This is a genomic window from Tessaracoccus sp. MC1679, assembly GCF_014164775.1.
Lineage (GTDB): Bacteria > Actinomycetota > Actinomycetes > Propionibacteriales > Propionibacteriaceae > Arachnia.
This window is the reverse complement of sequence record NZ_JACJGB010000001.1, coordinates 471,917-494,401: the sequence shown is the minus strand read 5'-3', so window position 1 is coordinate 494,401 and position 22,485 is coordinate 471,917. Positions and strand designations below refer to the sequence as shown.

The following is a 22,485-nucleotide window of genomic DNA, read 5'->3' as shown; positions in this document are numbered from 1 at the left end:
AGTCCGCACCAGCAGTGGTGGCTGGATGGAAGGATGCGGGGATGGCACTCACACGCAATCCCCTGGACATGCTGTTCATCGGCGGCAGCGGCATCATCAGCCACCCGAGCGTGGAACGGGCAGTCCGGCTCGGCCACCATGTGACGGTCCTCAACCGGGGGCAGTCCACCACGCACCCGCTTCCCGAGGACGTGGAGTTCCTGGTGGCCGACGTGCACGACGGTGCCGCCGTCGACGAGGTCCTCCGCGGCCGCGGGTTCGACGTCGTGGCCCAGTTCATCGCCTTCACCCCGGACCACGTGGGGCGCGACGTGGCCCGCTTCGCCGGGCGCACCGACCAGTACGTGTTCATCTCCTCGGCTTCGGCCTACCAGAGCCCGCCGTCGCGGATGCCGGTGACCGAATCGACCCCGCTGCGCAACCCGTTCTGGGAGTACTCGAGCAACAAGATCGCCTGCGAGGACCTCCTCGTGGCCGAGTACCGCGACAACGGATTCCCCGCCACGATCGTGCGCCCCTCCCACACCTACGACCGCACCCTGCTGCTCACCACCGGAGGCTGGACGGACATCGCCCGGCTCCGGGCCGGCCGGCCTGTTGTGGTGCACGGCGACGGCACCACGCAGTGGACCGTGACGCACTCGGCCGACTTCGCCGTCGGTTTCACCGGTCTCCTCGGCAACCCGCAGGCGGTGGGCGACACCTTCCAGATCATGGGCGACCACGCACCCACCTGGGACCAGATCTACACGTGGCTGGCCCACGCGGCCGGGGTGGCCAGCCCCGAACTGGTGCACGTGGCGTCGGAGACCATCGCGCGGGTGCTGCCCGACGTCGGACCCGGGCTCCTCGGAGACAAGGCGCACTCCATGGTCTTCGACTGCTCGAAGCTGCGGGCACTGGTGCCGGAGTTCAACCCGACGATCACCTACGACCAGGCGGTCGCGGAGCAGGTCGCCTGGTGGGACGCGCACCCGGAGAGGCAGATTGTCGACGGGGCGATGGATGCGGGCTTCGACAGGCTCGTCGACCACGCCAGATCGGTGTGACGGCCGGCCGCGGCGGGCCGCGGACGGCGCGGTAGCCTGTGTCCTTCCCTGGATCGCGAGCGAAAGGCGACGACGATGAGCCTGCTGGGCCGCAGCTTCCTCAAGGAGCTGGACTTCACCCCCGACGAGTGGCGCGGGCTCCTGGACCTCGCGGCCGAGCTGAAGGCGCAGCGTCGCGAGAGCCCGCTCCTCGCCGGAAAGCAGGTGGCCCTGCTGTTCGAGAAGACCTCCACCCGCACCCGGTGCGCGTTCGAGGTGGCTGTCGCGGATCAGGGCGGCACCACCACCTATCTGGACCCGGCCGGCTCGCAGATCGGCCACAAGGAGTCCGCCGCGGACACCGCCCGCGTCCTCGGCCGCTGGTACGACGCGATCGAGTACCGCGGTTCCGGGCAGGACGTCGTCGAGACCCTGGCGGCCCACGCCGGTGTCCCCGTCTACAACGGGCTCACCGACGACTGGCACCCCACCCAGATGCTGGCGGACCAGCTCACCATGATCGAGCACAGCGGCAAGCCGTTGGAGGAGGTTTCGTTCGCGTTCCTCGGCGATGCCCGCAACAACGTGGGCAACTCTCTGCTGATCAGCGGCGCACTGATGGGCATGGACGTGCGGATGGTGGCGCCGGCGTCGCAGCAGAACGCGGCCGAGATCGTCGCTGAGGCGCGCCGCCTCGCGGAGTCGACGGGTGCGCGGATCACCGTCACCGACGACGTGGCCGCGGGTGTCGCGGGCGTGGACTTCGTCTACACCGATGTCTGGGTCTCGCTCGGTGAGCCGAAGGAGGTGTGGGCCGAGCGAATCGAGCTGCTTCGCCCGTATCAGGTCAATGCCGAGCTGATGCGGGCCACCGGCAACCCGGCCACCAAGTTCATGCACTGCCTGCCCGCGTTCCACGACCTCAACACGACGGTGGGTCGGGACCTGTTGGAGCAGTTCGGCATCGAGGGCGTTGAGGTGACCGACGAGGTGTTCGAGTCCGAGGCGAGCGTCGTGTTCGACCAAGCGGAGAACCGGATGCACACGATCAAGGCGGTGTTGGTCGCAACCCTCGCCGGCTGACCTCCTCTGCTGGCTGAGGTGCCGCGCAGCGGCCTCGCTCCCTTTCCCGCTGGCTGAGGTGCCGCGCAGCGGCCTCGAAGCCTCAGAAACGCGAGCTGACAACGTCACTTCTCTTGGGCTTCGAGGCTCGTCGCTGCGCTCCTCGCTCCTGAGCCAGCGAGGGGTCTGCCGCTGGAGTCCCTTTCGAGGCGCCCAAGACGTAAGCTACGGATGCGTAAGTTAGTGGAGAGGAGGCCGCGTGCGCGGTCAAAGCCAGGACATGGTGCAGCTGCTGACCCCTGAGGGTCGACGCGTGAGTCACGACGACTTCGAGTTCACCGGCACCACCGCGGACCTCGTCGGCTACCTCCGCGACATGGTCCTCGCCCGGCGCTTCGACGCCGAGGCCACCGCCCTCCAGCGGCACGGCGAGCTGGGCCTGTGGACCCCGCTGATCGGGCAGGAGGCCGCCCAGGTGGGCTCGGCCCACGCACTCCGCCCCGCCGACGTGGTGTTCCCGTCCTACCGTGAGCACGCCGTCGCCATGGTGCTCGGCGTCCCGCTCACCAACATGCTGTCGCTGTTCCGCGGCACCAACGGCGGCTACTGGGAGAAGCTGGACACCTTCAAGAACTACCAGATAGTCATCGGCTGCCAGGCGCTGCACGCCACCGGCTACGCGATGGGCCTGCAGCTCGACGGCGCCGTCGGCAACCACGACGACGAGAAGAACGCCGGCGTCATCGTCTACCACGGCGACGGCGCCGCCAGCCAGGGCGACGTCAACGAGGCCTACGTGTTCGCCGCCTCCTACAACGCGCCGGTGGTGTTCTTCTGCCAGAACAACCAGTGGGCCATCTCGGAGCCCATCGCGCTGCAGTCGCGCATCCCCCTGTTCCAGCGCGCCCAGGGGTTCGGCTTCCCCGGCGTGCAGGTGGACGGCAACGACGTGCTGGCCGTGAAGGCCGTCACCGACTGGGCGATGGCCCGGGCCCGCGCCGGCGAGGGGCCGGCCTTCATCGAGGCCTTCACTTATCGGATGGGCGCCCACACCACCTCCGACGACCCCACCAAGTACCGCGAGCGGTCCGACGAGGAGGAGTGGCGCGGCCGCGACCCCATCGCCCGCCTCACCACCTATCTCCGCGCGGAGGGCGCCGTCGACGACGAGTGGTTCGCCGGCGTCGACGCCGAGGCCAAGGAGTTGGGGGCCGCCGCCCGGGCGTCGATCCCCCTGATGGAGAACACCACCATGGACAAGCTGTTCGCCACGGTCTATGCCGAGCCCACCGTCGCGCTGGAGGCGCAGCGCCGCGAGTACGCCGAGTTCGCCGCGAGCTTCGGGGAGGACGCGTGAGCGAGACCCTGACCATGGCCAAGGCCCTCAACCGTGGGTTGCGGCGCGCCCTGCAGGCTGACCCCAAGGTGCTGCTCGCCGGTGAGGACATCGGCAAGCTCGGCGGCGTCTTCCGGATCACCGAGGGCCTGCAGCAGGAGTTCGGGGAGAATCGCGTGGTCGACTCGCCGCTGGCCGAGTCGGGCATCATCGGCACCGCTGTGGGTCTCTGCATGCGCGGCTACCGGCCGGTGCTGGAGATCCAGTTCGACGGCTTCGTCTTCCCCGGCTTCTCCCAGATCGTCACGCAGGTGGCAAAGCTGCACGTGCGCACCGGGGGACACACCAGGATGCCCATGGTGATCCGGATCCCCTACGGCGGTGGGATCGGGGCCATCGAGCACCACTCGGAGTCGCCCGAGGCCTACTTCGCGCACACCCCCGGGCTCAAGGTGGTCACGTGCTCGAACGCCAACGACGCGTACTGGATGATCCAGCAGGCCATCGCCTCTGATGACCCCGTGGTGTTCTTCGAGCCGAAGCGGCGCTACCACGTCAAGGACACCGTCAACTTCTCGGCCCGCCCGGCTCCGATGCACCAGGCGCAGGTGGTGCGCTACGGCACGGACGCCACGCTCCTCGCCTACGGGCCGATGGTCAGGACCTGCCTGGATGCCGCGGTGCTCGCAGCCGAGGAGGGGACGTCCCTGGAGGTGGTGGACCTGCGCACGCTGAGCCCCATCGACTGGGTCACCATCGAGTCGTCGGTGAGGCGCACGCGGCGCGCCGTCGTCGTGCACGAGGCGCCGAAGACGCTGGGGCTGGGCGCGGAGATCGCGGCCAAGCTGCACGAGGACCTGTTCTACGTGATGGAGGCCCCGGTGCAGCGGGTGGCCGGCTACGACATGCCGTATCCGCCGGCCAGGGTGGAGGAGGAGTACCTTCCGAGTGTGGACCGGATCCTTGACGCCGTCGACCGTTCGCTCGCCTACTAGGAGCCTGAGATGAAGCATCAATTCCTGCTACCGGATCCGGGCGAGGGCCTGCTCGAGGCGGAGATCGTGGCGTGGAGGGTCGCGGCCGGTGACGTGATCGACGTCAACGACGTGCTGGTGGAGATCGAGACGGCCAAGTCACTCGTCGAGCTCCCCTCACCGTTCGCCGGAACCGTGACCGAACTGCTGGTGGCGGAGGGCACGACGGTGGAGGTCGGGAGCCCCATCGTGGAGATCGACGACGGTGTGAGCGGCGATGAGGCGCCCACTGAGGAGGCGCCTGCTGAGGCCGGCCCCAACCTGGTGGGTTATGGGCCATCCGATCCGGGACCCGCGCGACGTCGTCGTCGGGGGCAGGGTGCGGACAAGGCCTCGGTGGCCGAGGCGATGTCCGCGGCCTACGGGCACCACGAGCCGGGGCGCCGGGCGGACGAGGTGCACCCCGCGGGGGCGGTCCACGCCCAGGCCTCCGGAGATCCGCTGCCGGCGCCGGGACGGGCGCCGTCGGAGTCCCAGTTGGTGTTGGCCTCGGATCATGGATCGTCGCGGGCGAAGCCTCCGGTGCGCAAGTATGCGATGGATCTCGGCGTGGACCTGGGCACGGTGGTGGGCACCGGGCCGGAGGGCACGATCACCCGCCGCGACGTGGAGGCCGCCGCCGCATTCCGCTACCTCGACGAGCAGCCCAAGCAGGGGCGCATTCTCAACGATCAGGCGGCTTTCCAAGCCGAGCCGAGGCTCGGCGAGGCTGCAGGTGGTGCTTCTGGGCAGGCGCACGCGGGGACCTCGTTCAGAGGGTCCAGCTTCGGCGGCGGATTCGGGCCGACGGAGGGGCTCGGGGGCTCCAACCCGCGGCAGGGCCGCGCCGAGCGCCGTGTCCCCATCAAGGGCGTCCGGAAGGCGACGGCGGAGAACATGGTGCGCTCCAGCCAGACACATGTGCACGTCACCGAGTGGATCACCGTCGATGTCAGCGCCACGATGGACTTCGTCGAGACGCTCAAGGGTCGCCGCGAGTTCACGGGCCTGAGGGTGTCGCCGCTGCTGGTCTACGCCAAGGCCATCTGCCTGGCCCTTGCGCGCAATCCGGAGCTGAACTCGTCGTGGGATGAGGAGCGGCAGGAGATCGTCTACTACGGCGACGTGAACCTGGGCATCGCGGCCGCCACACCCCGCGGACTCATGGTGCCCAACATCAAGTCCGCCCAGGATCTGAGCCTGCTGCAGCTGTGCCAGGCGGTGACTCAGCTGGTTCAGGTGTCGCGCGAGGGGAAGCTCCAACCCGGCGACTACTCGAACGGCACCTTCACCATCACCAACGTCGGCGTCTTCGGCATCGATGCGGGCACCCCCATCATCAACGGCGACGAGTCAGCCATCTTCTGCATGGGCTCCATCGAGCGACGCCCGTGGGTCGTGGGCACCGGGGCCGACGAGCGCGTCGTGCCCAGATGGGTCACCACGTTGGCGGTGGCTTTCGATCATCGGATCGTCGACGGAGAGCAGGGATCGCGGTTCCTGCACGACGTGGCCTCCATTCTTCAGGAGCCGGCCTTGGCGCTGCTTTATTGAGCGCGTTCCGGTCGATGCTGTTTAGTCGGCCGGATTGTGGGTACGTCACTACTACCAACCCACTACGAGGAGGAATCATGGGAGTCGACGACAAGATCAGCAATGCAGCCCAGGAAGCGGCCGGGAAGGTCAAGGAGGGCGTCGGCAAGGCGACCGACAACGAACGACTCGAGGCTGAGGGACACGCCGATCAGGCGTCGGCCGATGTGAAGCAGGCCGGCGAGAAGATCAAGGACGTCTTCAAGTAGAGCCCCCCCGGGCGAGCTTATTCAGTCTGACTTCGCATCAAGGCGAAAGCGCGGCCGGCCACTCACGTGGTCGGCCGTTGCTGTGTCCGGAGCGGAGTACGGCGCATCGATGTGGGCTCGCCCCGTCTGTGGATTGCAGGTGGCATGGTGACAACACCCCCTGAACCTGAGGCGCTCGCTGAGGTGCACCCGCCACTGGCGGAGGTGCTTCACCAAGTGCGCGTCGGCGTCCCGCAGAGCAGGGACGCGGCCTTCGACACCCTGAGGCGGCTCCTGGCCGTCCACGCTGACCCCGAACGGCTCGTGGCGCCGCGCGGCCCCCTCGGCGGCACCTGGAATGGCAAGGCCGCGCGTTCCCAGAGGGCCATCGCCGCGTCCATCGCCTTCCTGGAGATGGTTCGCCGGGATTCATTGGACTTCGTGATCGAGGCCGGGTTGCTGGAGGAGATCCTCGACGACTACCTGGCGCCAGGTCCGGCGGCCGAGCCGCCGGACGCGGAGAAGCGCGGGGAGTGAAATTGAGCCGGGCCTCCTGATCGCTGGCTGCCCTTGGCCCTCCTCCTCCGCTAGTGTGCGAAAGTACGGCGACCCACGCCGTCGCCTCACCCAGAGGAACCTCGAATGACCCTCGGTCTCAGTGGCGAAGAGGGGGCTCCGACCTCAGCGGCGCCCCGTGTCGGCATCGACATGTTCGTGCCGGATCCTGAGCTGGTGGCACCGCCGCGGGCACGGCTGGCTCTCGTCCAACCGGGGTCCCAGCGGGCGCAACTGCTGAGCAGTGCGCTGGATGACAGCTACGACGTCGTCGCGGTGACCGATATCGAGGGCGCCATCGACATTCTGCTGGCCAATCCCCCGGAGATCGTCCTGGCGGATCTGGCAGGCTGGTCCGCGGGCCTGGACTTCCTTCGCGCCCTCCGTGCCGAGCCGGCGCTGGCTGGGAGCGCGGTGGTCCTTCTCGATGACCCGCCGGAGAAGTCGGGTGAGGTCGCCGTGGATCTTCCCCAACTGCGAATCCGCCTCGCGGCCGCGCTGGCCAGGGCCCGGCAGCGTTCCTTGGACGCGGCGTGGCGGCGCGCGCTTCTGTCCTCGCTGCACGACGGCGTGCTGATCTTCGACGCGGCGGGCGTCGTCATGGACATGAACCCCGCTTTCTCCCAGTTGTCCGGGTACACGATGGCCGATGGACCGTTCCGGCCTCCCTACCCGTGGTGGCCGACCGAGGAGGAGGACGCGGAGCAGAGAGCGGCGATCGCCCAGCGCCACCTCGAGGCCCGGGAAGGGTCATCGGGGGCCAGCGAGGCGATGTTCTACGACTGTGAGCGTCGACCCTTCTGGGTCTCGGCGGCGGACGCCTCGGTCACGGATCCTGAAACGGGCCTCACTGCCACCATCCGCACGTTCCGGGACATCACGCGTCAGAAGGAGGCCGAGAGTCGCCGCGCGGCCGCCGCGCAGGTCAGCGCGAGCTTCGCGGGTGAGGACGACATCGCGACCCTGCTGGGGCTCTCGACCCACGGCTTCGAGTTGCTGTTCGTGGGGCGGTGCACCATCCAGATCGACCTGGGAGGCCCTGTCCTGTTCCACGGTGGGTCGACGGTGTCGGCCGACGAGCTGCCCCCGGAGGTCCTCGCCGGCATCGCTGGACGTCCGAGCGCCGACAGCGTCAGCCTGCGGCCCGGCATCCTGCTCGTCCCGCAGACGAGCCTCGCCGACTGCCGGGCGTGGATCCAGTTCCCGCGACCCAGGCAGGTCAGGCCCGACGAGATGATCGTGGCGGACCTTCTCGCGCAGGCCTTCGGCCTAGCCGTCGATCGCCTGATTCTCGCGCAGCAGAGCGCTGACAGGCAGGAGCATATGGCCCGCGGGATCGAGAGCCACCGCCTGATCGGTCAGGCGGTGGGCATTCTCGTCGAGCGGCACAGGCTGACGCCGGCCGACGCCTTCGAACGGCTCAAGCGCGCCAGCCAGGACCGAAACCTGAAGCTCCGCGCCGTGGCGGAGCTCGTCATCGAGACCGGCGCGGACCCGGAGACGCTTTAGGCGCCGCCGGCCGCCGCCGTGGCGTTGGCTTCGGTCTCGGCGATCTTGGTGAGGAGCTCGTCGGTGCGCGACTCCTCCTCGAGAGACTGGGTGAGGAGGTCGTAGCCGTCGTTGAGTCCGAGCATCTTGGCCCACCGTCGCATGGTGCCGTAGCGGGTGATCTCGTAGTGCTCGACAGCCTGTGCCGAGGCGATGAGGGCGGCGTCGGCGGCAGGGCTGCCCTGGTACTCCTCCAGGTGCTCATCGCCCTCCTTCAGGATGCCGTCGATGGCGTCGCAGCGCTTGCTGGTGGGCTTGCGATCGATCATGGCGAAGACCTTCTCGAGGCGATCGATCTGCCCCTGGGTCTCCCCGAGGTGGTGCTCGAGCGCCGCCTTCAGCTCGTCGGAGACCGCCGCCTCCTGCAACTTGGGGAGTGACGAGAGGATGTGTCGCTCGGCGTAGTACATGTCTCGCATGGTTGCGAAGAACAATGCGGCCAGATCCTTTTCAGCCACGGTTTCTGTTCCTTTCTCGGGGTGTGTGGAATGTGCTCCACGCTAGTCCGATCGGCCCGGCTGTCAAGAGGTGGACAGGGGGAGTATTTCGCCCTGAATCGCCCCTGTTTAGAATCTGCGGAAGTGGGTACGTAATAGGGCTGACTGGCTCCGCCTGTCCAATGTTCGATGGGCTTATCCGGCGTGATCACTTTGCTCGATCCATGTTTAGACATCGCGATTGTGGGTAAGGACTGTGCAGGAGAGCACAAGCTCTCGCATGACCGAAACGTAATGGAGGATCACCATGGCGTACCCGAATGAGACACCCGCCGGTGGGCAGAGCGAGTACGGCGCAACTGTGGCGCCCCCCACTGTGCCAGGGCAGTCCGGCGCAACCACCTGGACCGGGTCTTCCGCCGATCAGAAGGGCACCGACCAGGCCAAGGAGGTCGCCTCTCATACGGGTGACCGGGCCAAGGATGTCGCGGCCACGGCCCAGGACGAGGCGAAGGCCGTCACCGACACCGCCAAGGATGCGGGTGGCCACGTCGTCGACACCGCCAAGCAGGAGGCCGCTGAGGTCATCGACGAGGCCAAGGCGCAAGGCCGGCGGCTGCTCGACGAATCGGTGTACGAGCTTCGGGCCCAGGCCGGGACCGGTCAGCAGATGGTCGCGGAGTTGGCCCGCTCGTTGAGTGGAGAGCTCCGGTCCATGTCACAGGCGGACCAGGACGGCATGCTCGCCGGCTATGTGGACAAGGCGCAGCGGTTCAGCGACGACGCGGCCGCGTGGCTGGAGAGCCGGCAGCCCGACGAGGTCCTGGAGTCGGTGCGTCGCTACGCCGCACGCAACCCCTGGCAGTTCCTGGCCATCTCCGCCGGCGTCGGGTTCGTCGGTGCGCGCATCTACCGCGGCCTGCAGGGAGCCAAGGCTGATGAAGGCAGCCGGGCGCAGCCCGCGCCCGTGTATCGCCCAGGGGCTGCGGTGCCCGGTTCCTATCCCACGCCGCACCTCGGCGACCAGTACCCGCCGACGCCCTCGGGCGCTGCCCCTCGCCGCGAGTCGCAGGTGGCCAACGAGACGTTCGTCGAGCCTGAGTCCCAGTACGAGGATCTCACCGTCGAGGGTGGGGATCCCTGGCGGGAGGGTCTCCGATGACCTCCCCCTACACCGATCCGGGCCCCACGGCCCGAGACCCCTACGGCTCCGGCTACGCGGACCCGACCATCCCGCTGGGCATGGACCCCGAGGAGGCTGAGAAGGAAGCCAGCTACGCCCGGTACCGGGCCGAGGAGCGGTCGCTTGGCGACATCGCCTCGGACCTGATCGACAACGCCACCACCCTGATCCGTCAGGAAGTGGAGTTGGCCAAGGTCGAGGCCAAGCAGTCGGCGTCGAAGGCGGGAAAGGGCGCCGGCATGCTCGCCGGGGCCGGCGTCACTGCCTTTCTGGGCCTGATCGCTCTCACGCTGGCCCTCTGGTGGGGCCTGGCCGTCCTGATGGGGTCGGCCCAGAACCCATCCCTGGGATGGAGCGGGGTGATCGTGGCCGTGATCTGGTTCGCGATCGCCGCCATCCTCGCCATGGCTGGGAAGAGTGAGTTCGCCAAGGTGCGGGGACTGCCCCGGACCGCTGAGACCGTGAAGAAGATCCCGAACGCTGCCACTGGCAATGAGGAGAAGAACTGATGAGCACCAACCCGGATGAGATCCGTCGAGATATCGAGCGCACCCGCGCTGAGCTGAGTGACAACGTCAACGCCCTCGGCGACAGCGCCAAGCCGAGCAACATGGTCCGCGAGCAGGTGGACCAGGTCAAGGAGGGGGTCCACGGCATCAAGGAGCGGATCTTCGGCTCCGACACCAACCCCTACGACGATGGCGCGGTGGGCGCGGTGGGAGACAAGGCCGGTACCGCTGTGGCCGATGCCCGCGACGCAGTGGCCGCCGCGCCGCGCCAGGTGAAGGCGTCGACCCGGGGCAACCCGCTCGCCGCGGGCCTCATCGCCGCCGGGATCGGGGCGCTCATCGGAGGGCTGATCCCCGCTTCGCAGATGGAGAAGGAGCGCGCCACGCAGCTCAAGGACGCCGCGGAGCCGGCGATCGAGGAGCTCAAGGCGATGGCGACGGAGGCGAAGGACAACCTGCAGCCGCTCGCCGAGGAGGTCGCGGGGAACGTCAAGGAGGTGGCGCAGGGCGCCGGCCAGAACATCAAGGCCGACGCGCAGGCCGCCACCGACGAGGTCTCCGAGCAGGCCAGGGTCTCTGCCGAGACCGTCAAGGCCGACGCTCAGGTCAAGGCCGACGAGACCAAGGCGGAAGCGGACCGGCTCCGCACCACCTGACCGATGGGCCGGCCCGGGGGGTTTCCGGGCCGGCCCCGAGCACGCTGCAGACGGCGGCCCCTGCCCCGCCGCTCCCGGGAGTTCTGTGGCAACACCCCAGCGGGCTTCTGTCACGAGCCGACGACGTCTTCGGCGTCGAGGGTTTCGCCACTCACCACGTGCCCTCTACCGGGCTCAGGCAGGGTGTCTACACCTTGTTCCGTGAGAAGAAGGACGGATGTGTCGAGGTGGTCCTGCACCCTGGAACTGCGGGTGTTCAATCAGAGCCACCACCGCCAGTAAAGGGGGAGGTTAGTGCTCGGCCTTATTGGCTCTCGGGGTAGTCGCCAGGGGTGAGAGACCTTGCGGGATGGCGTCGCTGACCACAACGACCGTGTCGATGGTCTTCCAGTCCACGTCGGAGCACCGTCGGCGAAGGTCCTCGATCTGAGCCACGGTGAGCACCGCGCCCTCCACAGGCACGACGAACACCTCGCTGTGGAACACGTGGCCCATGTCGCGGGTGCGGACCTCGGCCTCGGCCACCCACTCGGTCCGCAGCGCGGCCTGGCGGAGCTTCTCGATCACGGGGTGCGGGTCGTCGGAATCGATCGGGGTCGCCCGGGCGTCGAGCAGGGCCGCGACCGCTCCACGGACGTTCGTGACGCCGTCCTTGACGATGCTGGCCGAGACCAGGGCCGCGGCCACCGAGTCCGCCCACCACAGGCCGAACCCGATTCCCGTGACACCGGCCACGGTCGCCAGACCGGTCTGCCAGTCGGCCTTGAGCATGTCGGCGTCGGCGGCAAGTGTCTTGTCGTGCAGCTGCTCGGCGAGTCTCAGCTTCATCCGGCCGAGGATGACCGGTGGGATGGCGCTGAGTGTCATCACCACGATCATCAACCAGCCGGACCAGAAGGTGTATCCCAGGAGGGTGACGGCGCCCACGGGTGGCCGCTCGCCCTTGATCAGGCCCGAAGCCCCGTTGTAGAGCAGTGACGCTCCGAAGGTCAGAAGGGCCACCGCCGAGACGAGGTGACCTGCCGCGATGGCGCGGTGGTGCCCGTAGGGATGCTCGGGTGTGCGCGGCTTGCCGGCCCGCCACACCCCGATCAGGAATGCCACCGGCGGCAGGAGGGCGAGCGAGTCCTCGACGAAGGCCGTGCGCATCGCCTGGGACTGGCCGGCCGTGAGACCGACGGCCGCGATGATGAGGCCCATCACCACCAGCGAGATCCACTCCAGCCGGATGGCCCGGTGGAGGAGTTCGGACTGCTTCGGGGGCAGCACCGAATCGCGGGCGCTCATGCCCGGAGCCCTTCGGCGGCGAGGAACCGCTCCAGGTTGGTCAGCAACGCGTTCTCTCCCAGGCGGACCGCGATGATGAGTTTCACGGCCTTGCCGTCCGCGCCGATGGTGGTGGTGTACGGCCGGGTGAGGGCGGCGTGGGTGGACCACGGCGAGTCGGAGGAGAGGCCGCCGATGATCAGGTCCAGCTGGCCCAGCTTCATCAGTTCCATCAGCTCGCTCTCGGCCCCCTCGCGCCACTCCACGGTGGCGCCGATGGTGGTGGCGTAGGCCTCGACGATCTCGGCCTCGGGACCTCCGACCGTCCCGTCGTCGGAGATCTCGGCGTGCGGCGGATGCGAGGAGACACCCACCAGGAGCGGGCCGTTCGTGGCCCGTTCCAGGGTTCCGTCCGGGTCCCGGGGGAAGGCCGGCTCAGCGCACCCGCTCAGCAGCACCAACAGGACGACGCTGATGCGCCACAGGCTGCGAATCATCTCCGGAGTCTGCCACGGGACCGGCCCTCGGCCAAGGGTCATCTGGGCTGCCCCGACAGCCGGGCTGTGCGCCGCGTGTTTCGGATGAACCGGATGTGGGTACGTGACCGACGGGGGTCTCCGTCGCCCCGGACAAGCAGAGACGCGCCGTGGGCCCGATGTGGCCGGCGCCGGTTGAGTAGCTGAAGGAGGGCATGCACATGTCGCCCGGTGAACGATCCACCCGAGACAGTGAGCCAGAATCTGTTGAGCAGACGAGGGAGAAGGCCGCGACCGCGCCGCACCCCGACGACCCGAGGAAGCCGGACTCCCCGTCGGACCTGCACGGGCCCTCCTGGCGGTACTCGCTGAAGCGCGCCGCGGCAGAGTTCTCCAAGGACCACGTCACCGATCTGGCCGCGAGCCTCACCTACTTCGCCGTGTTGTCGCTCTTCCCAATGCTGCTGGCGCTGGTCTCACTGCTGGGCGTCTTCGGGCAGGGAGAGCAGACCGCGCAAGGCATCAACCGGTTGATCGAGACCTACGCGCCGGCGGAGCTCTCGGAACTGCTCGGCGACACCATCACAGGCCTGGCCACGCAGGGGGGTGCGGGGCTGGCGTTGGCGACCGGCCTTGCGGGTGCCCTGTGGGCCGCGTCCGGGTACGTCGGGGCGTTCTCCCGTGCGATGAACCGGATCTACGAGGTGGAGGAAGGCAGGCCGTTCTGGAAGCACAAGCCGCAGATGCTGCTCCTGACGCTGGTTCTGGTCATCATCCTGGCCGTCATCGTCTTCGCGCTGGTGCTGTCCGGGGACATCGCACGAGACATCGGTGGGCTCATCGGTCTCGAAGACACCACCGTCCTGATCTGGGACATCGCGAAGTGGCCGGTGGTCATCGCCTTGGCGGTGCTGCTGATCGCCCTGCTGTACTACTTCACCCCCAACGTGAAACAGCCGAGGTTCCGCTGGATCAGCGTCGGCGCGGTGGTCGCGCTGCTCGTGGCCGCCCTGGCTGTGGCCGGCTTCTCGGTGTATGTGTCCAACTTCGCCTCCTACAACGCCACCTACGGCGTGATCGGCTCGGTCATCGTGCTCCTCCTCGGCCTGTGGATCATCAACAACGTCCTGCTCTTCGGCGCGGAGATCGACGCGGAGATCGAGCGGGGGCGCCAACTCCAGGCAGGGATCGAGGCCGAGGAGACCATCAAGCTGCCGCCGCGCGACACCAGGGCCTCGGAGAAGCTCTCCGACAAGCACGGCGAACTCGTCAGCCGCGGCAGAGAGCTGCGGGTCGAGCGGGGGAGGGACCACTCCCAGGACGAGTGAGGCCGGATCCACGTGTCGGGTCCTGGGCCCGAGAGTACGGCCGCGACACCGACAGTGAAACACTTGTTGCCATGCCCTCGCCCACCCGGTTCCACGTCGACCTCGACGCCCTGCACGCCAACCTCGCCGTCGCCCGCGACCTGGCGGGCGGGCGGAAGGTCCTGGCGGCGGTCAAGGCGAACGCGTACGGACACGGACTCGTGGAGGTGTCGCGGAGCATCCAGCAGCGGGGAAGCGCGGACTGGCTCGGGGTGGCCCTCACGACGGAGGCGCAAGCCCTGCGTGACGTCGGAGTGACCCTGCCCATCCTCAAGTTCACCCCCACCCTGGCCGAGGACCTGCCTGAGGCCATCGCCGCCGGCGTGACGCTGTCCGTCGGGGACTCCCGCTCCGTGGATGAGACGCAGGCGGCGGCCAAGGCGGCGGGGGCCACCGTCGACGTGCACCTCAAGATCGACACCGGCATGCGGCGCGTGGGGGTCCACCCGGCAGACGCCGTCGCGCTGGCAGAGAGGCTGGCCTCGTCGTCGCACCTGAGAGTCGGGGGCATCTTCACGCACCTCCCGGTCAGCGACGTGGTGCCCGGCGAGGAGTTCACCCGCGGCCAGCTGGCGCTCTTCGAGGCGACGGTGGCGCGGATCGAAGAGGTGGTGGGCCCCGTCGAACTGGTGCACGCGGCCAACTCCGGAGCGGTCCTCGGTCACGACCTCGGCCGCACCACCATGGTGCGGCCTGGGATCATGATCTACGGCTCCTACCCTGACGCCGCCACGCCCCCCACCCGGCAGCTGCGCGATGTGGGCCGCTGGACCTCCCGCGTGAGCTTCCTCAAGCGGATCGCGGAGGGGGAGACGGTGGGATACGGGCGCACCTGGACCGCCCCCCGCGACACCTGGGTGGCCACAGTGGCAGTCGGCTACGGCGACGGGTACTCGCGGCTGCAGTCGTCGCGGGGCCGGATGCTGATCGACGGCCGCTCGTACCCGATCATCGGGCGCGTGTGCATGGACCAGACGATGCTGGACCTCGGTCCCGAGGAGCCGACCGTGGGGGTGGGCGACGAGGTGGTCCTGATGGGCAGCAGCGGCGGCGAGCGCATCGGCGTGGAGGCGATCGCCCAGCTGATGGGCACCATCACCTACGAGGTGACCTGCCTGATCACCGCCCGCGTCCCCCGGACCTACTGACCGCTACTGGGCGGGCGCGCCCTCGGCGCGGCTACGGGGCTGCTTGGGTCGCCTGCTGGGAAACTCATTCATGGCATGAATGCCGATGCTCCGGGTGCTCCACCCGTCGACGGCAGCGCCCACGCCACCACCCACGAACGGAATCCCGCGCAGCGCCCGCACACCAAGGCGCTTCCCGCTGACCTGATACAGCACCCGGTCCAGCAGCGCCCGCGACACCTGCCCGTCGAGCCGCGCGTCGAACACCGGCGCCGTGGCTACCACGAGCGGCGAGCTGGGCAGCACGCCCTTGCTCACCAGGTCCGCCATGGTGGACGGGCCGAGCATGACCATGAGGATGGCGGTGCGGACGCGCGGATCGCTGAGCTCATAGCCGCGCAGGTGCGCGATGCCCGCCACCAGCCTGGCCTGGAGGAACGTGGCTGCGGCGATGTTGGCCGGCACCGCCACCAGAGCCACGAAGAACCCACCCCAGTTCGTCACGAAGCCCTGGCCGCCGGCCATGGCGACGTGCTGGTTGATCATCCAGGAGATGGCCGACTCGGCGTCCGAGCGCTGCGCCAGCAGCTGCTTGGCGGCGTGTTTGGCGCCCGGCAGCTTGCCCTTGCCGTCGATGGCCAGCTGCAGGAGCTCATGGAGGACGTCGGCGGTGAAGTTCTCGGCTACCGCCACGACGTTTTGATCACTCATCAGCACACCCCTCTCTGCCCCAAGCGTCGCACACGCCCGCAAGCGCGTCGACCCTGGAAATGTCCCTAGGGGCTGCCAGACTGGGGGGATGCTGGGCGCCACGTTCGGCCGGCCCGAGGAGTGGCCGAGCCAAGATCTCATCGGATACTCCGAGGAGTTCGGCGCCGGTCTGGCGCTCGAGGCCTACGCGTGCGGCGTGTTCCCGATGCCGATCTACCACGACGGGGACGAGATGGGCTGGTGGTCGCCGATGCAGCGCGGGCTGTTGCCCATCCGCGGCCTCCACGTCACCAGGTCGCTCAGGAAGTCAGCCAAGCGCTACACCACGACGGTGGACCAGGCCTTCGGGGACGTGCTGGAAGCGTGCGCGGACCCGTCGCGCGACGGCGGATGGATCGACGCGCGGGTCGAGGAGGCTTACACGACGCTTCACGAGAAGGGGTGGGTGCACTCCGTCGAGACGTGGGACGCGGACGGGCGGCTGGTCGGAGGGCTGTACGGCGTCCACGTCGGCGGCGTTTTCGCGGGGGAGTCGATGTTCCACCATCGCGAGCGGGGGCGGGATGCGTCGAAGGTGGCGCTGCTGCGCCTCGCCGTCGAGCTGGCGGACGCGGGCGTAGCGCTGCTGGACGTGCAGTGGCTGACCGAGCACCTCGGGTCGCTCGGCGCCTACGAGGTGCCACGGGAGGAGTATCTGGGGAAGCTCAGTGTGGCACTGGAGCTTCCCCGGTTGTCGTGGCGGCCGCGGGAGGCCATGGACGGGGCGGAGTTGCTGAAGTCCTGGGACGTGGTGCGCTCAGCGGGCACACTGTCTGGGAGAGGAGGCGGCGATGCCTGAGCTGCCGGAGGTGGCCGCCCTGGCGGGCGCGCTCGACGAGAGGCTGCGCGGCCGCGTGATCGCCGCGGGCCACCTGGTGTCCTTCGCAGCACTGAAGACGTTCCGGCTCCCGCTGGAGGCGCTGGCCGGGCTGGAGGTGGCCGGAGTCTCCCGCCACGGTAAGTTCGTCGACGTGGACGCGCAGGGTGTCCACCTCATCTTCCACCTCGCCCGCGCGGGCTGGGTCACCTGGCACGACGAGGCCCCGCCGGTCCCGGCGAGGCCGGGCAAGTCCGGGCTGGCGCTGCGCATCGTCCTCGACGACGGCTCGGGTTTCAGCGTGACGGAGGCCGGCACCCAGAAGCATCTGGCGCTCTACGTGGTGGAGAGCCCCGAGGAGGTGCCGGGGGTCGCGGCGCTGGGTCCAGACCCGCTGAGCCCCGAGTTCACCGTCGATGACTTCCGGGCCGTGCTCGCCGCTGCGGGTCGCTCCCAGCTCAAAGGGGTTCTGCGTGATCAGAAGATTCTGGCGGGGATCGGAAACGCTTACAGCGACGAGATCCTGCACGCCGCCAGGCTGAGTCCCTTCAAGCCCGCCAACAGCCTCGACGAGGTGGCCTCGGCTGAGCTCTTCGGGCACCTTCGTGACGTGCTGGGCCAGGCTGTCGCGGCGGCCGCCCAGGTGCCGATCGCGCAGCTCAAGGACGCCAAGCGCGCCGGGATGCGGGTCCATGGGCGCGCGGGCGAAAAGTGCCAGGTGTGTGGCTCGACCATCGCCGAGGTGTCGTTCGCTGACTCGTCGCTGCAGTACTGCCCTGGCTGTCAGACCGGCGGGAAGCCGCTGGCGGACCGTCGGATGTCCAGACTCCTGAAGTAGCCGTGTCCCCCGCGCCCTACGATGAGGAGATGAGCGACGGCGGAGTCATCGGCGACATCCAAGACAAGGCCAAGGACGTCGAGCACCATCCGGCCGCCGCCTGGGTCGCCGGAGCAGGGCACGTCGTCAACGGCGTCGTGCACGCCATCATCGGGGCCATCGCCATCGGGATCGCCCAGGGGGCCGGGGGATCCGCGGACCAGTCCGGCGCCATGCGGGCGATCAGGGCAAACCCGATGGGCGCGGCCGCGCTGTGGCTGGTCGCCGGGGCGCTGTTCGCCCTGGCCGTGTACTCGCTGGCGGTCGCCGTCGGTGAGGTGACTCGGGAGAAGCGGGACGCGGCCAAGAGCGTCGGCCGTGCGGTGATGTACGCCGTGGTCGGCGCCGCGGCGCTGGTCTACGCCATGGGCGGCACGGCAGACGGTGAGGAGTCCACCGAGTCGCTCAGCGCCGAGTTGCTGCAGAGTTGGTGGGGCTCGGCGCTCCTGGTGCTGGCCGGCGTGGTGATCGCCGTGATCGGCGCGGCGATGATGGCCAAGGGCATCACGCGCTCGTTCCTCGAGGATGTTGAGCTTCCTCCGCGGTTCCGCCTGGGGTTCACGGCGCTGGGCATCGGCGGATACCTGGCGAAGGGGCTCGCGGTGGTGATCGTCGGCGTGCTGTTCGTGGTGGCGGTCTTCACCCGGGATGCGTCGGACACCGGCGGCCTCGACGGCGCGCTGAAGTCGCTCGCGGGCGTCCCGGGCGGCCAGGTGGTGCTCATCGCCATCGGGGTGGGTCTGATCCTCTACGGCGTCTACTGCATCGCGAGGGCGAGGACCACGGCGCGCAAGGGTCGCTGACGGCTCCGTCGTCGCCGTCGGCCGATGGCCTACCCTGAGGGGCGTGCTCGGATACTTCGGCCCCGCGGGGACCTTCACCCATCAGGCGTTGCGCACCATCACCGACGATGACGCGCTCGCGTTCGCCAGCGTCCGCGAGGCGCTCGACGCGGTGCGGCTAGGCCACGTGCGCGGCGCCGTCGTGCCCATCGAGAACTCCGTCGAGGGCGGGGTCTCGGCCACCCTCGATGAGCTGATCGCCGGCGCCCCGCTGGCGATCCGCGGCGAGATCGTCATCCCCGTCGAGTTCGGGCTGTACGTGCGGCCGGGCACCCGGCTCGATGAGGTCCAGCAGGTGCTGACCCACGGCCACGCTGCCGCCCAGTGCCGCGACTGGCTCGGCCTCATGGTGCCCCAGGCACACATCACCGAGGCCGGGTCCACCGCCGGCGCCGCCGCCGAGGTGGCCCGCCCGGACTCGCGCTACGACGCGGCGGTGTGCGCGAGGGTCGCGGGGGAACTGTACGGGCTGGAGGAACTGGCCTACCAGATCGAGGACAACCCCGGGGCGGTGACCCGGTTCGTCGAGGTGGGTGTCGCGGGACCGGTCCCCGAGCGCACCGGCGCGGACAAGACCACTCTGGTGGCCTACATGCGCGAGGACCACGCGGGCGCCCTGCTGGAGATCCTGGAGCAGTTCGCGGTGCGCGGCGTGAACCTGAGCCGGATCGAGTCGCGTCCCACGAAGACGACGCTCGGCTCCTACTGCTTCTCGATCGACGTGGAGGGACACCTGCACGACAAGCGGGTCGAGGAGGCGATGGAGGGCCTGCACCGGGTCTGCCCCACGGTGCACTTCCTCGGGTCCTACCCGCGCGCGGATAGGGCCCGCCCCGTCGTCGGCCACGGGTTCACCGACGAGGAGTTCGACGCCGCCGCGAAGTGGATCCGCACCCTGGGCTGACCCTCGCGGCTGAGCAGGGGGAGGGGCCTTCCAGCTAAATGTCATGCTGAGTGTCGACTACGACTCTGAGCCTGACAATTAGCTATTTCTGAGTTGGGCCAGCCGGCAGGACCACCCGCACCGCGGCCGGCACAACGTCGAAGCGGATCCTCCGCACCGTCCCCACCACGTCGCCGTCCACCTGGCACAGCACCGGCTCGGCGTACTCCGCCGTGACGCTCCGGGCGTCGATACGGTCCAGGAGCGGCTCCTCCGACGCCTGCCTGAGCACCCCACCGATCATCCGGGCCACGTCGCCTGCCGTCCGCGGCGACGCGACCAGCACCTCCAGCGATCCGTCGTGCGCGCTCGCCGCGGGCATCAGTGACACCCCCGGGTACAGGTCGCCCACGTTGCCCACCTCCACCAGTGACGCCTCCCGCTCCAGGGGTTCCCCACCGTCGACGGTGAGCCGCAGCGACACCGGCCGTGCCCTGATGTGACCGAACCCCGCCCACACGTAGGCCGCGGGTCCCAGCGCGCGCTTGAGGGCCTCGTCGGTGTCGTGGAGGACGGCGGCATCCGCGCCGAGCCCCACCATCACCGCCGCGACACCCGCGACCCCGCCGTCGAGGTCCTCGTAGCGCATCAGGTCCATGTCCTGCGCCTCGCCCGTGAGCGCCAGCGCGATCGCCCGTCCCGCGTCGCGCGGCACGCCCAGGTTGCGGGCGAGCAGGTTGCCGGTGCCGGAGGGGAGGATGGCCACGGGCACTGCGCTGCCTGCCAGCGCGGCGCACACCTCACGGACGGTGCCGTCGCCACCGACGACGAGCACCAGGTCCGCCTCCGATTCCAGCGCGGCCCGCGCCATGCCCCCACCGGGATCGTGCTCGGTGGTGGCCAACCAGATCGGCGGCTCCCAGCCGTGCACTTCCGTCTCGTGCCCGACGAGGCGGTGCAGGACGGCGAGGTCGCGCACCTTCGTCGGGTTGTACACCACGACCAGACGGCCTGGCCCTGTGTGGGCGGGAGGCACGGGAAGCATGTGTACGTCCGCGATCAGGCATGCCAGGGAGGCGACGAAGCCGCCGAACAGGAATCCGCCCACTACGTCGGTGACGAAGTGGGCGCCGAGGAGCAGCCGGTCCGCCGCCACCACCAGGACCGTCGCGGCGCCCACCGCGCGGGCAGCCAGTACGACCCGCCGCGGCCGCCGCGTGATGGTGGTGAGGATGCCCAGGAGCATCGCCGCGACAGTGATGGCGACGGTGTGCGCCGACGGGTAGCTCAGGGGGTCGCTGCTGACCAGGTAGTCCCAGGGGCTGTCCGGACGGTCGCGGCCGATGGTGAGCTTGAGCAGTGCCGTGCCGGCGACGGCCAGCACCACCGCGATGAGGATCGCCCGGGCGATGGCGAGGAATCGTCGCCGGGACGCCCACCAGGAGGTGACGAGCAGGGCGGGGTAGACGAGGGTGGGCGCCGTGATGAACGCCACCGCGGCAGCGGCCTGTCCCACCACCGAACGGTCGGAGACGGGGGAGTGCGGCCAGAAGTCGTCGACGAAGGTGGGCAGCAGCAGTGTCCACAGCAGGAAGGCGGCGCCGAAGGCCAGTGTCGCCGCGACCGTCACCGGCGACCGTCGCATCATGGGTCCGATTCTTCCACCGCGCGCCGGGCTGGGGGCGGGGTGCGGTGGGCTCGGTCAGGTTCGGGCGCGCCAGGGTCGTCCGCGGACGAACAACCAGGGCAGCACGGCCGCGCCCATGACGATGCCGGTGACGGCGAAGGCCCAGCCGAAGCCGACGGCGTCGGCGATGGCCCCGGCCACCAAGGTGCCGGCGATGGATCCGAGATCCATGGACATCGAATAGCTCGACAGGGCCTGGCCACCGCTGCGGTTGGAGCCGATGATGTCCGCCATCAGGGCTTGCGAGGCGGGCGCGATGAACGCGGCCCCGGCCCCGGCCAGCGCTGAGAGGGCGAGGAAGATCCACAGGTTGTCCACCCAGCCGAAGAAGACCGTGGCCAGCGCGGACACGGCGAGGCCCACCACCAGGAAGGGCCGGCGCCCAACCCGGTCCACCAGGCGGCCGGTGGCCTGCTGGGTGACGGCGTTGCCGAGCGCGAAGAGGGTGAGCGCGATCCCGGCGGCCTGGGTGCCGATGGTGGGGATGGCCGCGGCCATCAGCGGCAGCAGCGCGATCCGCACCCCGAAGTTGGACCAGCCGTGCGCGAAGCCGGTGACCAGCAGCGCCCGGTAGTAGGGAAGCCCGATGGCCTCCGCGAGGGAGAGGGTGTCGCGGGCTTCCCCGTCGACGGGGCGGCCTCCGGTGCCGCCGCGCAGGAACACCACCACCACCGCGGCCGCGGTGAACACCGCACCGGCGTAGATGAAGAACGGGATCCGCAGCCCCAGGCCTTGCATGGCGGAGCCCAGGATGGGGCCGAAGATGCTGCCGAGCAGGAATGCGGTGCCGTAGAGGGACGACGTGTGCCCGCGCTGGGCGGGGGGAGACAACCGCACCAGCAGCGCCATCGCCGAGACGGTGAACATCACCGAGCCCATGCCGCCGATGCCCCGGAACACCAGTAGCCACCAGAAGTTGGTGGCCAGCCCGCTGAGCACGCTGGAGGTCCCCACGACGAGCAGGCCGACGATGTAGACCCGACGCTCCCCGAGCTTGTTGACCAGGGCGCCGCCGGCCGGGGCGAACAGCAGCCTGACGAGGGCGAAGACCGACACGATCGACGACGCGGCCATCAGCCCGACGTCGAAGGAGCGGGCGAACTGGGGGAGGATGGGGGCGACGATGCCGAAGCCGAGCGCGATGATCATCGCGGCGGCGACCAGCACCCAGATCTCGGCGGAGATCGGTTCCCGTCGCCCCGTCGCCTGCCCGTCCTTCACCCACCCACCCTATGCGACCCGGGGCCTGGGGCCGGGGCCGGGGTTGAGGGGTTTGAGCAAATGA

At 69.4% G+C, this 22,485-nt stretch carries 23 protein-coding genes; 17 read left to right on the top strand and 6 right to left on the bottom strand.

Features of this window, described 5'->3' with window-relative positions; all coding sequences use genetic code 11:
- Positions 1–41: 41 nt before the first annotated feature.
- The 8 genes from H5398_RS02395 (at position 42) to H5398_RS02360 (ending at position 8,284) form a co-directional block, all read left to right on the top strand.
- Positions 42–1,049: an NAD-dependent epimerase/dehydratase family protein gene (locus tag H5398_RS02395; protein ID WP_182798874.1), complete on the top strand. Its 1,008-nt coding sequence runs from the start codon at positions 42–44 to the stop codon at positions 1,047–1,049.
- Positions 1,050–1,124: 75 nt separating this feature from the next.
- The gene (gene argF, locus H5398_RS02390) at positions 1,125–2,111 is read left to right on the top strand and encodes an ornithine carbamoyltransferase (RefSeq protein WP_182798873.1); all 987 of its coding nucleotides are present in this window, start codon (positions 1,125–1,127) and stop codon (positions 2,109–2,111) included.
- Positions 2,112–2,349: 238 nt separating this feature from the next.
- Complete coding sequence (gene pdhA, locus H5398_RS02385) at positions 2,350–3,447, top strand: pyruvate dehydrogenase (acetyl-transferring) E1 component subunit alpha (protein WP_370586027.1); 1,098 nt, start codon at positions 2,350–2,352, stop codon at positions 3,445–3,447.
- 14 nt (positions 3,448–3,461) lie between these two features.
- The gene (locus H5398_RS02380) at positions 3,462–4,421 is read left to right on the top strand and encodes an alpha-ketoacid dehydrogenase subunit beta (RefSeq protein WP_220489100.1); all 960 of its coding nucleotides are present in this window, start codon (positions 3,462–3,464) and stop codon (positions 4,419–4,421) included.
- A 9-nt stretch (positions 4,422–4,430) separates the two neighbouring features.
- Complete coding sequence (locus H5398_RS02375; protein WP_182798871.1) at positions 4,431–5,993, top strand: dihydrolipoamide acetyltransferase family protein; 1,563 nt, start codon at positions 4,431–4,433, stop codon at positions 5,991–5,993.
- 77 nt (positions 5,994–6,070) lie between these two features.
- A complete protein-coding gene (locus H5398_RS02370) occupies positions 6,071–6,241 on the top strand; it encodes a CsbD family protein (protein ID WP_182798870.1) in 171 nt (56 codons plus the stop codon).
- 147 nt (positions 6,242–6,388) lie between these two features.
- Positions 6,389–6,757, top strand: a complete 369-nt coding sequence (locus tag H5398_RS02365) for a hypothetical protein (RefSeq protein ID WP_182798869.1) — start codon at positions 6,389–6,391, stop codon at positions 6,755–6,757.
- Positions 6,758–6,862: 105 nt separating this feature from the next.
- Positions 6,863–8,284 (top strand): ANTAR domain-containing protein, encoded by a 1,422-nt coding sequence (locus tag H5398_RS02360; protein WP_182798868.1) that lies wholly within the window; start codon positions 6,863–6,865, stop codon positions 8,282–8,284.
- Here H5398_RS02360 and H5398_RS02355 read toward each other — a convergent pair.
- Complete coding sequence (locus H5398_RS02355) at positions 8,281–8,781, bottom strand: DUF892 family protein (RefSeq protein WP_182798867.1); 501 nt, start codon at positions 8,779–8,781, stop codon at positions 8,281–8,283. The genes H5398_RS02360 and H5398_RS02355 overlap by 4 nt on opposite strands.
- A 286-nt stretch (positions 8,782–9,067) precedes the next feature.
- Here H5398_RS02355 and H5398_RS02350 point away from each other — a divergent pair, with 286 nt between their 5' ends.
- Genes H5398_RS02350 through H5398_RS02340 form a run of 3 tightly spaced genes read left to right on the top strand, consistent with a single transcriptional unit; the run spans position 9,068 to position 11,108 of the window.
- Positions 9,068–9,922 (top strand): hypothetical protein, encoded by an 855-nt coding sequence (locus H5398_RS02350; RefSeq protein ID WP_182798866.1) that lies wholly within the window; start codon positions 9,068–9,070, stop codon positions 9,920–9,922.
- Positions 9,919–10,452, top strand: a complete 534-nt coding sequence (locus H5398_RS02345; protein ID WP_220489053.1) for a phage holin family protein — start codon at positions 9,919–9,921, stop codon at positions 10,450–10,452. Before H5398_RS02350 ends, H5398_RS02345 begins: the two co-directional genes overlap by 4 nt.
- Positions 10,452–11,108, top strand: coding sequence for a DUF3618 domain-containing protein (locus tag H5398_RS02340; RefSeq protein WP_182798865.1), 657 nt, complete (start codon positions 10,452–10,454; stop codon positions 11,106–11,108). The genes H5398_RS02345 and H5398_RS02340 overlap by 1 nt, the downstream gene beginning before the upstream one ends.
- Before the next feature lie 291 nt (positions 11,109–11,399).
- On the opposite strand, the gene H5398_RS02335 is transcribed toward H5398_RS02340, so the two are convergent.
- Together H5398_RS02335 and H5398_RS02330 are read right to left on the bottom strand one after the other, a co-directional pair.
- Positions 11,400–12,395 carry a cation diffusion facilitator family transporter gene (locus H5398_RS02335; protein WP_182798864.1) on the bottom strand — a complete coding sequence of 332 codons (996 nt, stop codon included), beginning with the start codon at positions 12,393–12,395 and terminating at the stop codon, positions 11,400–11,402.
- On the bottom strand, positions 12,392–12,871 hold the full coding sequence (locus tag H5398_RS02330; protein WP_182798863.1) for a transporter substrate-binding domain-containing protein: 480 nt from the start codon (positions 12,869–12,871) through the stop codon (positions 12,392–12,394). Before H5398_RS02330 ends, H5398_RS02335 begins: the two co-directional genes overlap by 4 nt.
- A 200-nt stretch (positions 12,872–13,071) precedes the next feature.
- On the opposite strand from H5398_RS02330, the gene H5398_RS02325 reads away from it, so the two are divergent.
- Complete coding sequence (locus H5398_RS02325) at positions 13,072–14,178, top strand: YihY/virulence factor BrkB family protein (RefSeq protein WP_182798862.1); 1,107 nt, start codon at positions 13,072–13,074, stop codon at positions 14,176–14,178.
- Between the two features lie 71 nt (positions 14,179–14,249).
- Entirely contained in the window at positions 14,250–15,365 is a 1,116-nt protein-coding gene (alr, locus tag H5398_RS02320) for an alanine racemase (protein ID WP_182798861.1), read from the top strand.
- 3 nt (positions 15,366–15,368) lie between these two features.
- Here alr and H5398_RS02315 read toward each other — a convergent pair whose 3' ends face one another.
- Positions 15,369–16,055 (bottom strand): EcsC family protein, encoded by a 687-nt coding sequence (locus tag H5398_RS02315; RefSeq protein WP_182798860.1) that lies wholly within the window; start codon positions 16,053–16,055, stop codon positions 15,369–15,371.
- Between the two features lie 88 nt (positions 16,056–16,143).
- On the opposite strand from H5398_RS02315, the gene aat reads away from it, so the two are divergent.
- From aat to pheA, 4 genes are read left to right on the top strand one after another with little or no spacing between them, the layout of a single operon-like run.
- On the top strand, positions 16,144–16,893 hold the full coding sequence (gene aat, locus H5398_RS02310) for a leucyl/phenylalanyl-tRNA--protein transferase (RefSeq protein WP_182798859.1): 750 nt from the start codon (positions 16,144–16,146) through the stop codon (positions 16,891–16,893).
- Positions 16,886–17,749 (top strand): DNA-formamidopyrimidine glycosylase family protein, encoded by an 864-nt coding sequence (locus H5398_RS02305; protein ID WP_182798858.1) that lies wholly within the window; start codon positions 16,886–16,888, stop codon positions 17,747–17,749. Before aat ends, H5398_RS02305 begins: the two co-directional genes overlap by 8 nt.
- Positions 17,750–17,778: 29 nt before the next feature.
- On the top strand, positions 17,779–18,591 hold the full coding sequence (locus H5398_RS02300; RefSeq protein WP_182798857.1) for a DUF1206 domain-containing protein: 813 nt from the start codon (positions 17,779–17,781) through the stop codon (positions 18,589–18,591).
- A gap of 43 nt (positions 18,592–18,634) precedes the next feature.
- Positions 18,635–19,534, top strand: a complete 900-nt coding sequence (pheA, locus tag H5398_RS02295; protein WP_182798856.1) for a prephenate dehydratase — start codon at positions 18,635–18,637, stop codon at positions 19,532–19,534.
- Between the two features lie 82 nt (positions 19,535–19,616).
- On the opposite strand, the gene H5398_RS02290 is transcribed toward pheA, so the two are convergent.
- Together H5398_RS02290 and H5398_RS02285 are read right to left on the bottom strand one after the other, a co-directional pair.
- Positions 19,617–21,161, bottom strand: a complete 1,545-nt coding sequence (locus tag H5398_RS02290; RefSeq protein ID WP_182798855.1) for a diacylglycerol kinase family protein — start codon at positions 21,159–21,161, stop codon at positions 19,617–19,619.
- A gap of 54 nt (positions 21,162–21,215) precedes the next feature.
- Positions 21,216–22,421 carry an MFS transporter gene (locus tag H5398_RS02285; protein ID WP_220489052.1) on the bottom strand — a complete coding sequence of 402 codons (1,206 nt, stop codon included), beginning with the start codon at positions 22,419–22,421 and terminating at the stop codon, positions 21,216–21,218.
- Positions 22,422–22,485 lie beyond the last annotated feature (64 nt).

Excerpts from the sequence above, each read along its gene's own strand:
- H5398_RS02395 (WP_182798874.1), top strand. The coding sequence starts at position 42 with ATGGCACTCACACGCAATCCCCTGGACATGCTGTTCATCGGCGGCAGC.
- argF (WP_182798873.1), top strand. The coding sequence starts at position 1,125 with ATGAGCCTGCTGGGCCGCAGCTTCCTCAAGGAGCTGGACTTCACCCCC.
- H5398_RS02380 (WP_220489100.1), top strand. The coding sequence starts at position 3,462 with ATGGCCAAGGCCCTCAACCGTGGGTTGCGGCGCGCCCTGCAGGCTGAC.
- H5398_RS02375 (WP_182798871.1), top strand. The coding sequence starts at position 4,431 with ATGAAGCATCAATTCCTGCTACCGGATCCGGGCGAGGGCCTGCTCGAG.
- H5398_RS02370 (WP_182798870.1), top strand. The coding sequence starts at position 6,071 with ATGGGAGTCGACGACAAGATCAGCAATGCAGCCCAGGAAGCGGCCGGG.
- H5398_RS02360 (WP_182798868.1), top strand. The coding sequence starts at position 6,863 with ATGACCCTCGGTCTCAGTGGCGAAGAGGGGGCTCCGACCTCAGCGGCG.
- H5398_RS02350 (WP_182798866.1), top strand. The coding sequence starts at position 9,068 with ATGGCGTACCCGAATGAGACACCCGCCGGTGGGCAGAGCGAGTACGGC.
- H5398_RS02345 (WP_220489053.1), top strand. The coding sequence starts at position 9,919 with ATGACCTCCCCCTACACCGATCCGGGCCCCACGGCCCGAGACCCCTAC.
- H5398_RS02340 (WP_182798865.1), top strand. The coding sequence starts at position 10,452 with ATGAGCACCAACCCGGATGAGATCCGTCGAGATATCGAGCGCACCCGC.
- H5398_RS02335 (WP_182798864.1), bottom strand. The coding sequence starts at position 12,395 with ATGAGCGCCCGCGATTCGGTGCTGCCCCCGAAGCAGTCCGAACTCCTC.
- H5398_RS02330 (WP_182798863.1), bottom strand. The coding sequence starts at position 12,871 with ATGATTCGCAGCCTGTGGCGCATCAGCGTCGTCCTGTTGGTGCTGCTG.
- H5398_RS02325 (WP_182798862.1), top strand. The coding sequence starts at position 13,072 with ATGTCGCCCGGTGAACGATCCACCCGAGACAGTGAGCCAGAATCTGTT.
- alr (WP_182798861.1), top strand. The coding sequence starts at position 14,250 with ATGCCCTCGCCCACCCGGTTCCACGTCGACCTCGACGCCCTGCACGCC.
- H5398_RS02315 (WP_182798860.1), bottom strand. The coding sequence starts at position 16,055 with ATGAGTGATCAAAACGTCGTGGCGGTAGCCGAGAACTTCACCGCCGAC.
- aat (WP_182798859.1), top strand. The coding sequence starts at position 16,144 with ATGCTGGGCGCCACGTTCGGCCGGCCCGAGGAGTGGCCGAGCCAAGAT.
- H5398_RS02305 (WP_182798858.1), top strand. The coding sequence starts at position 16,886 with ATGCCTGAGCTGCCGGAGGTGGCCGCCCTGGCGGGCGCGCTCGACGAG.
- H5398_RS02300 (WP_182798857.1), top strand. The coding sequence starts at position 17,779 with ATGAGCGACGGCGGAGTCATCGGCGACATCCAAGACAAGGCCAAGGAC.
- H5398_RS02290 (WP_182798855.1), bottom strand. The coding sequence starts at position 21,161 with ATGATGCGACGGTCGCCGGTGACGGTCGCGGCGACACTGGCCTTCGGC.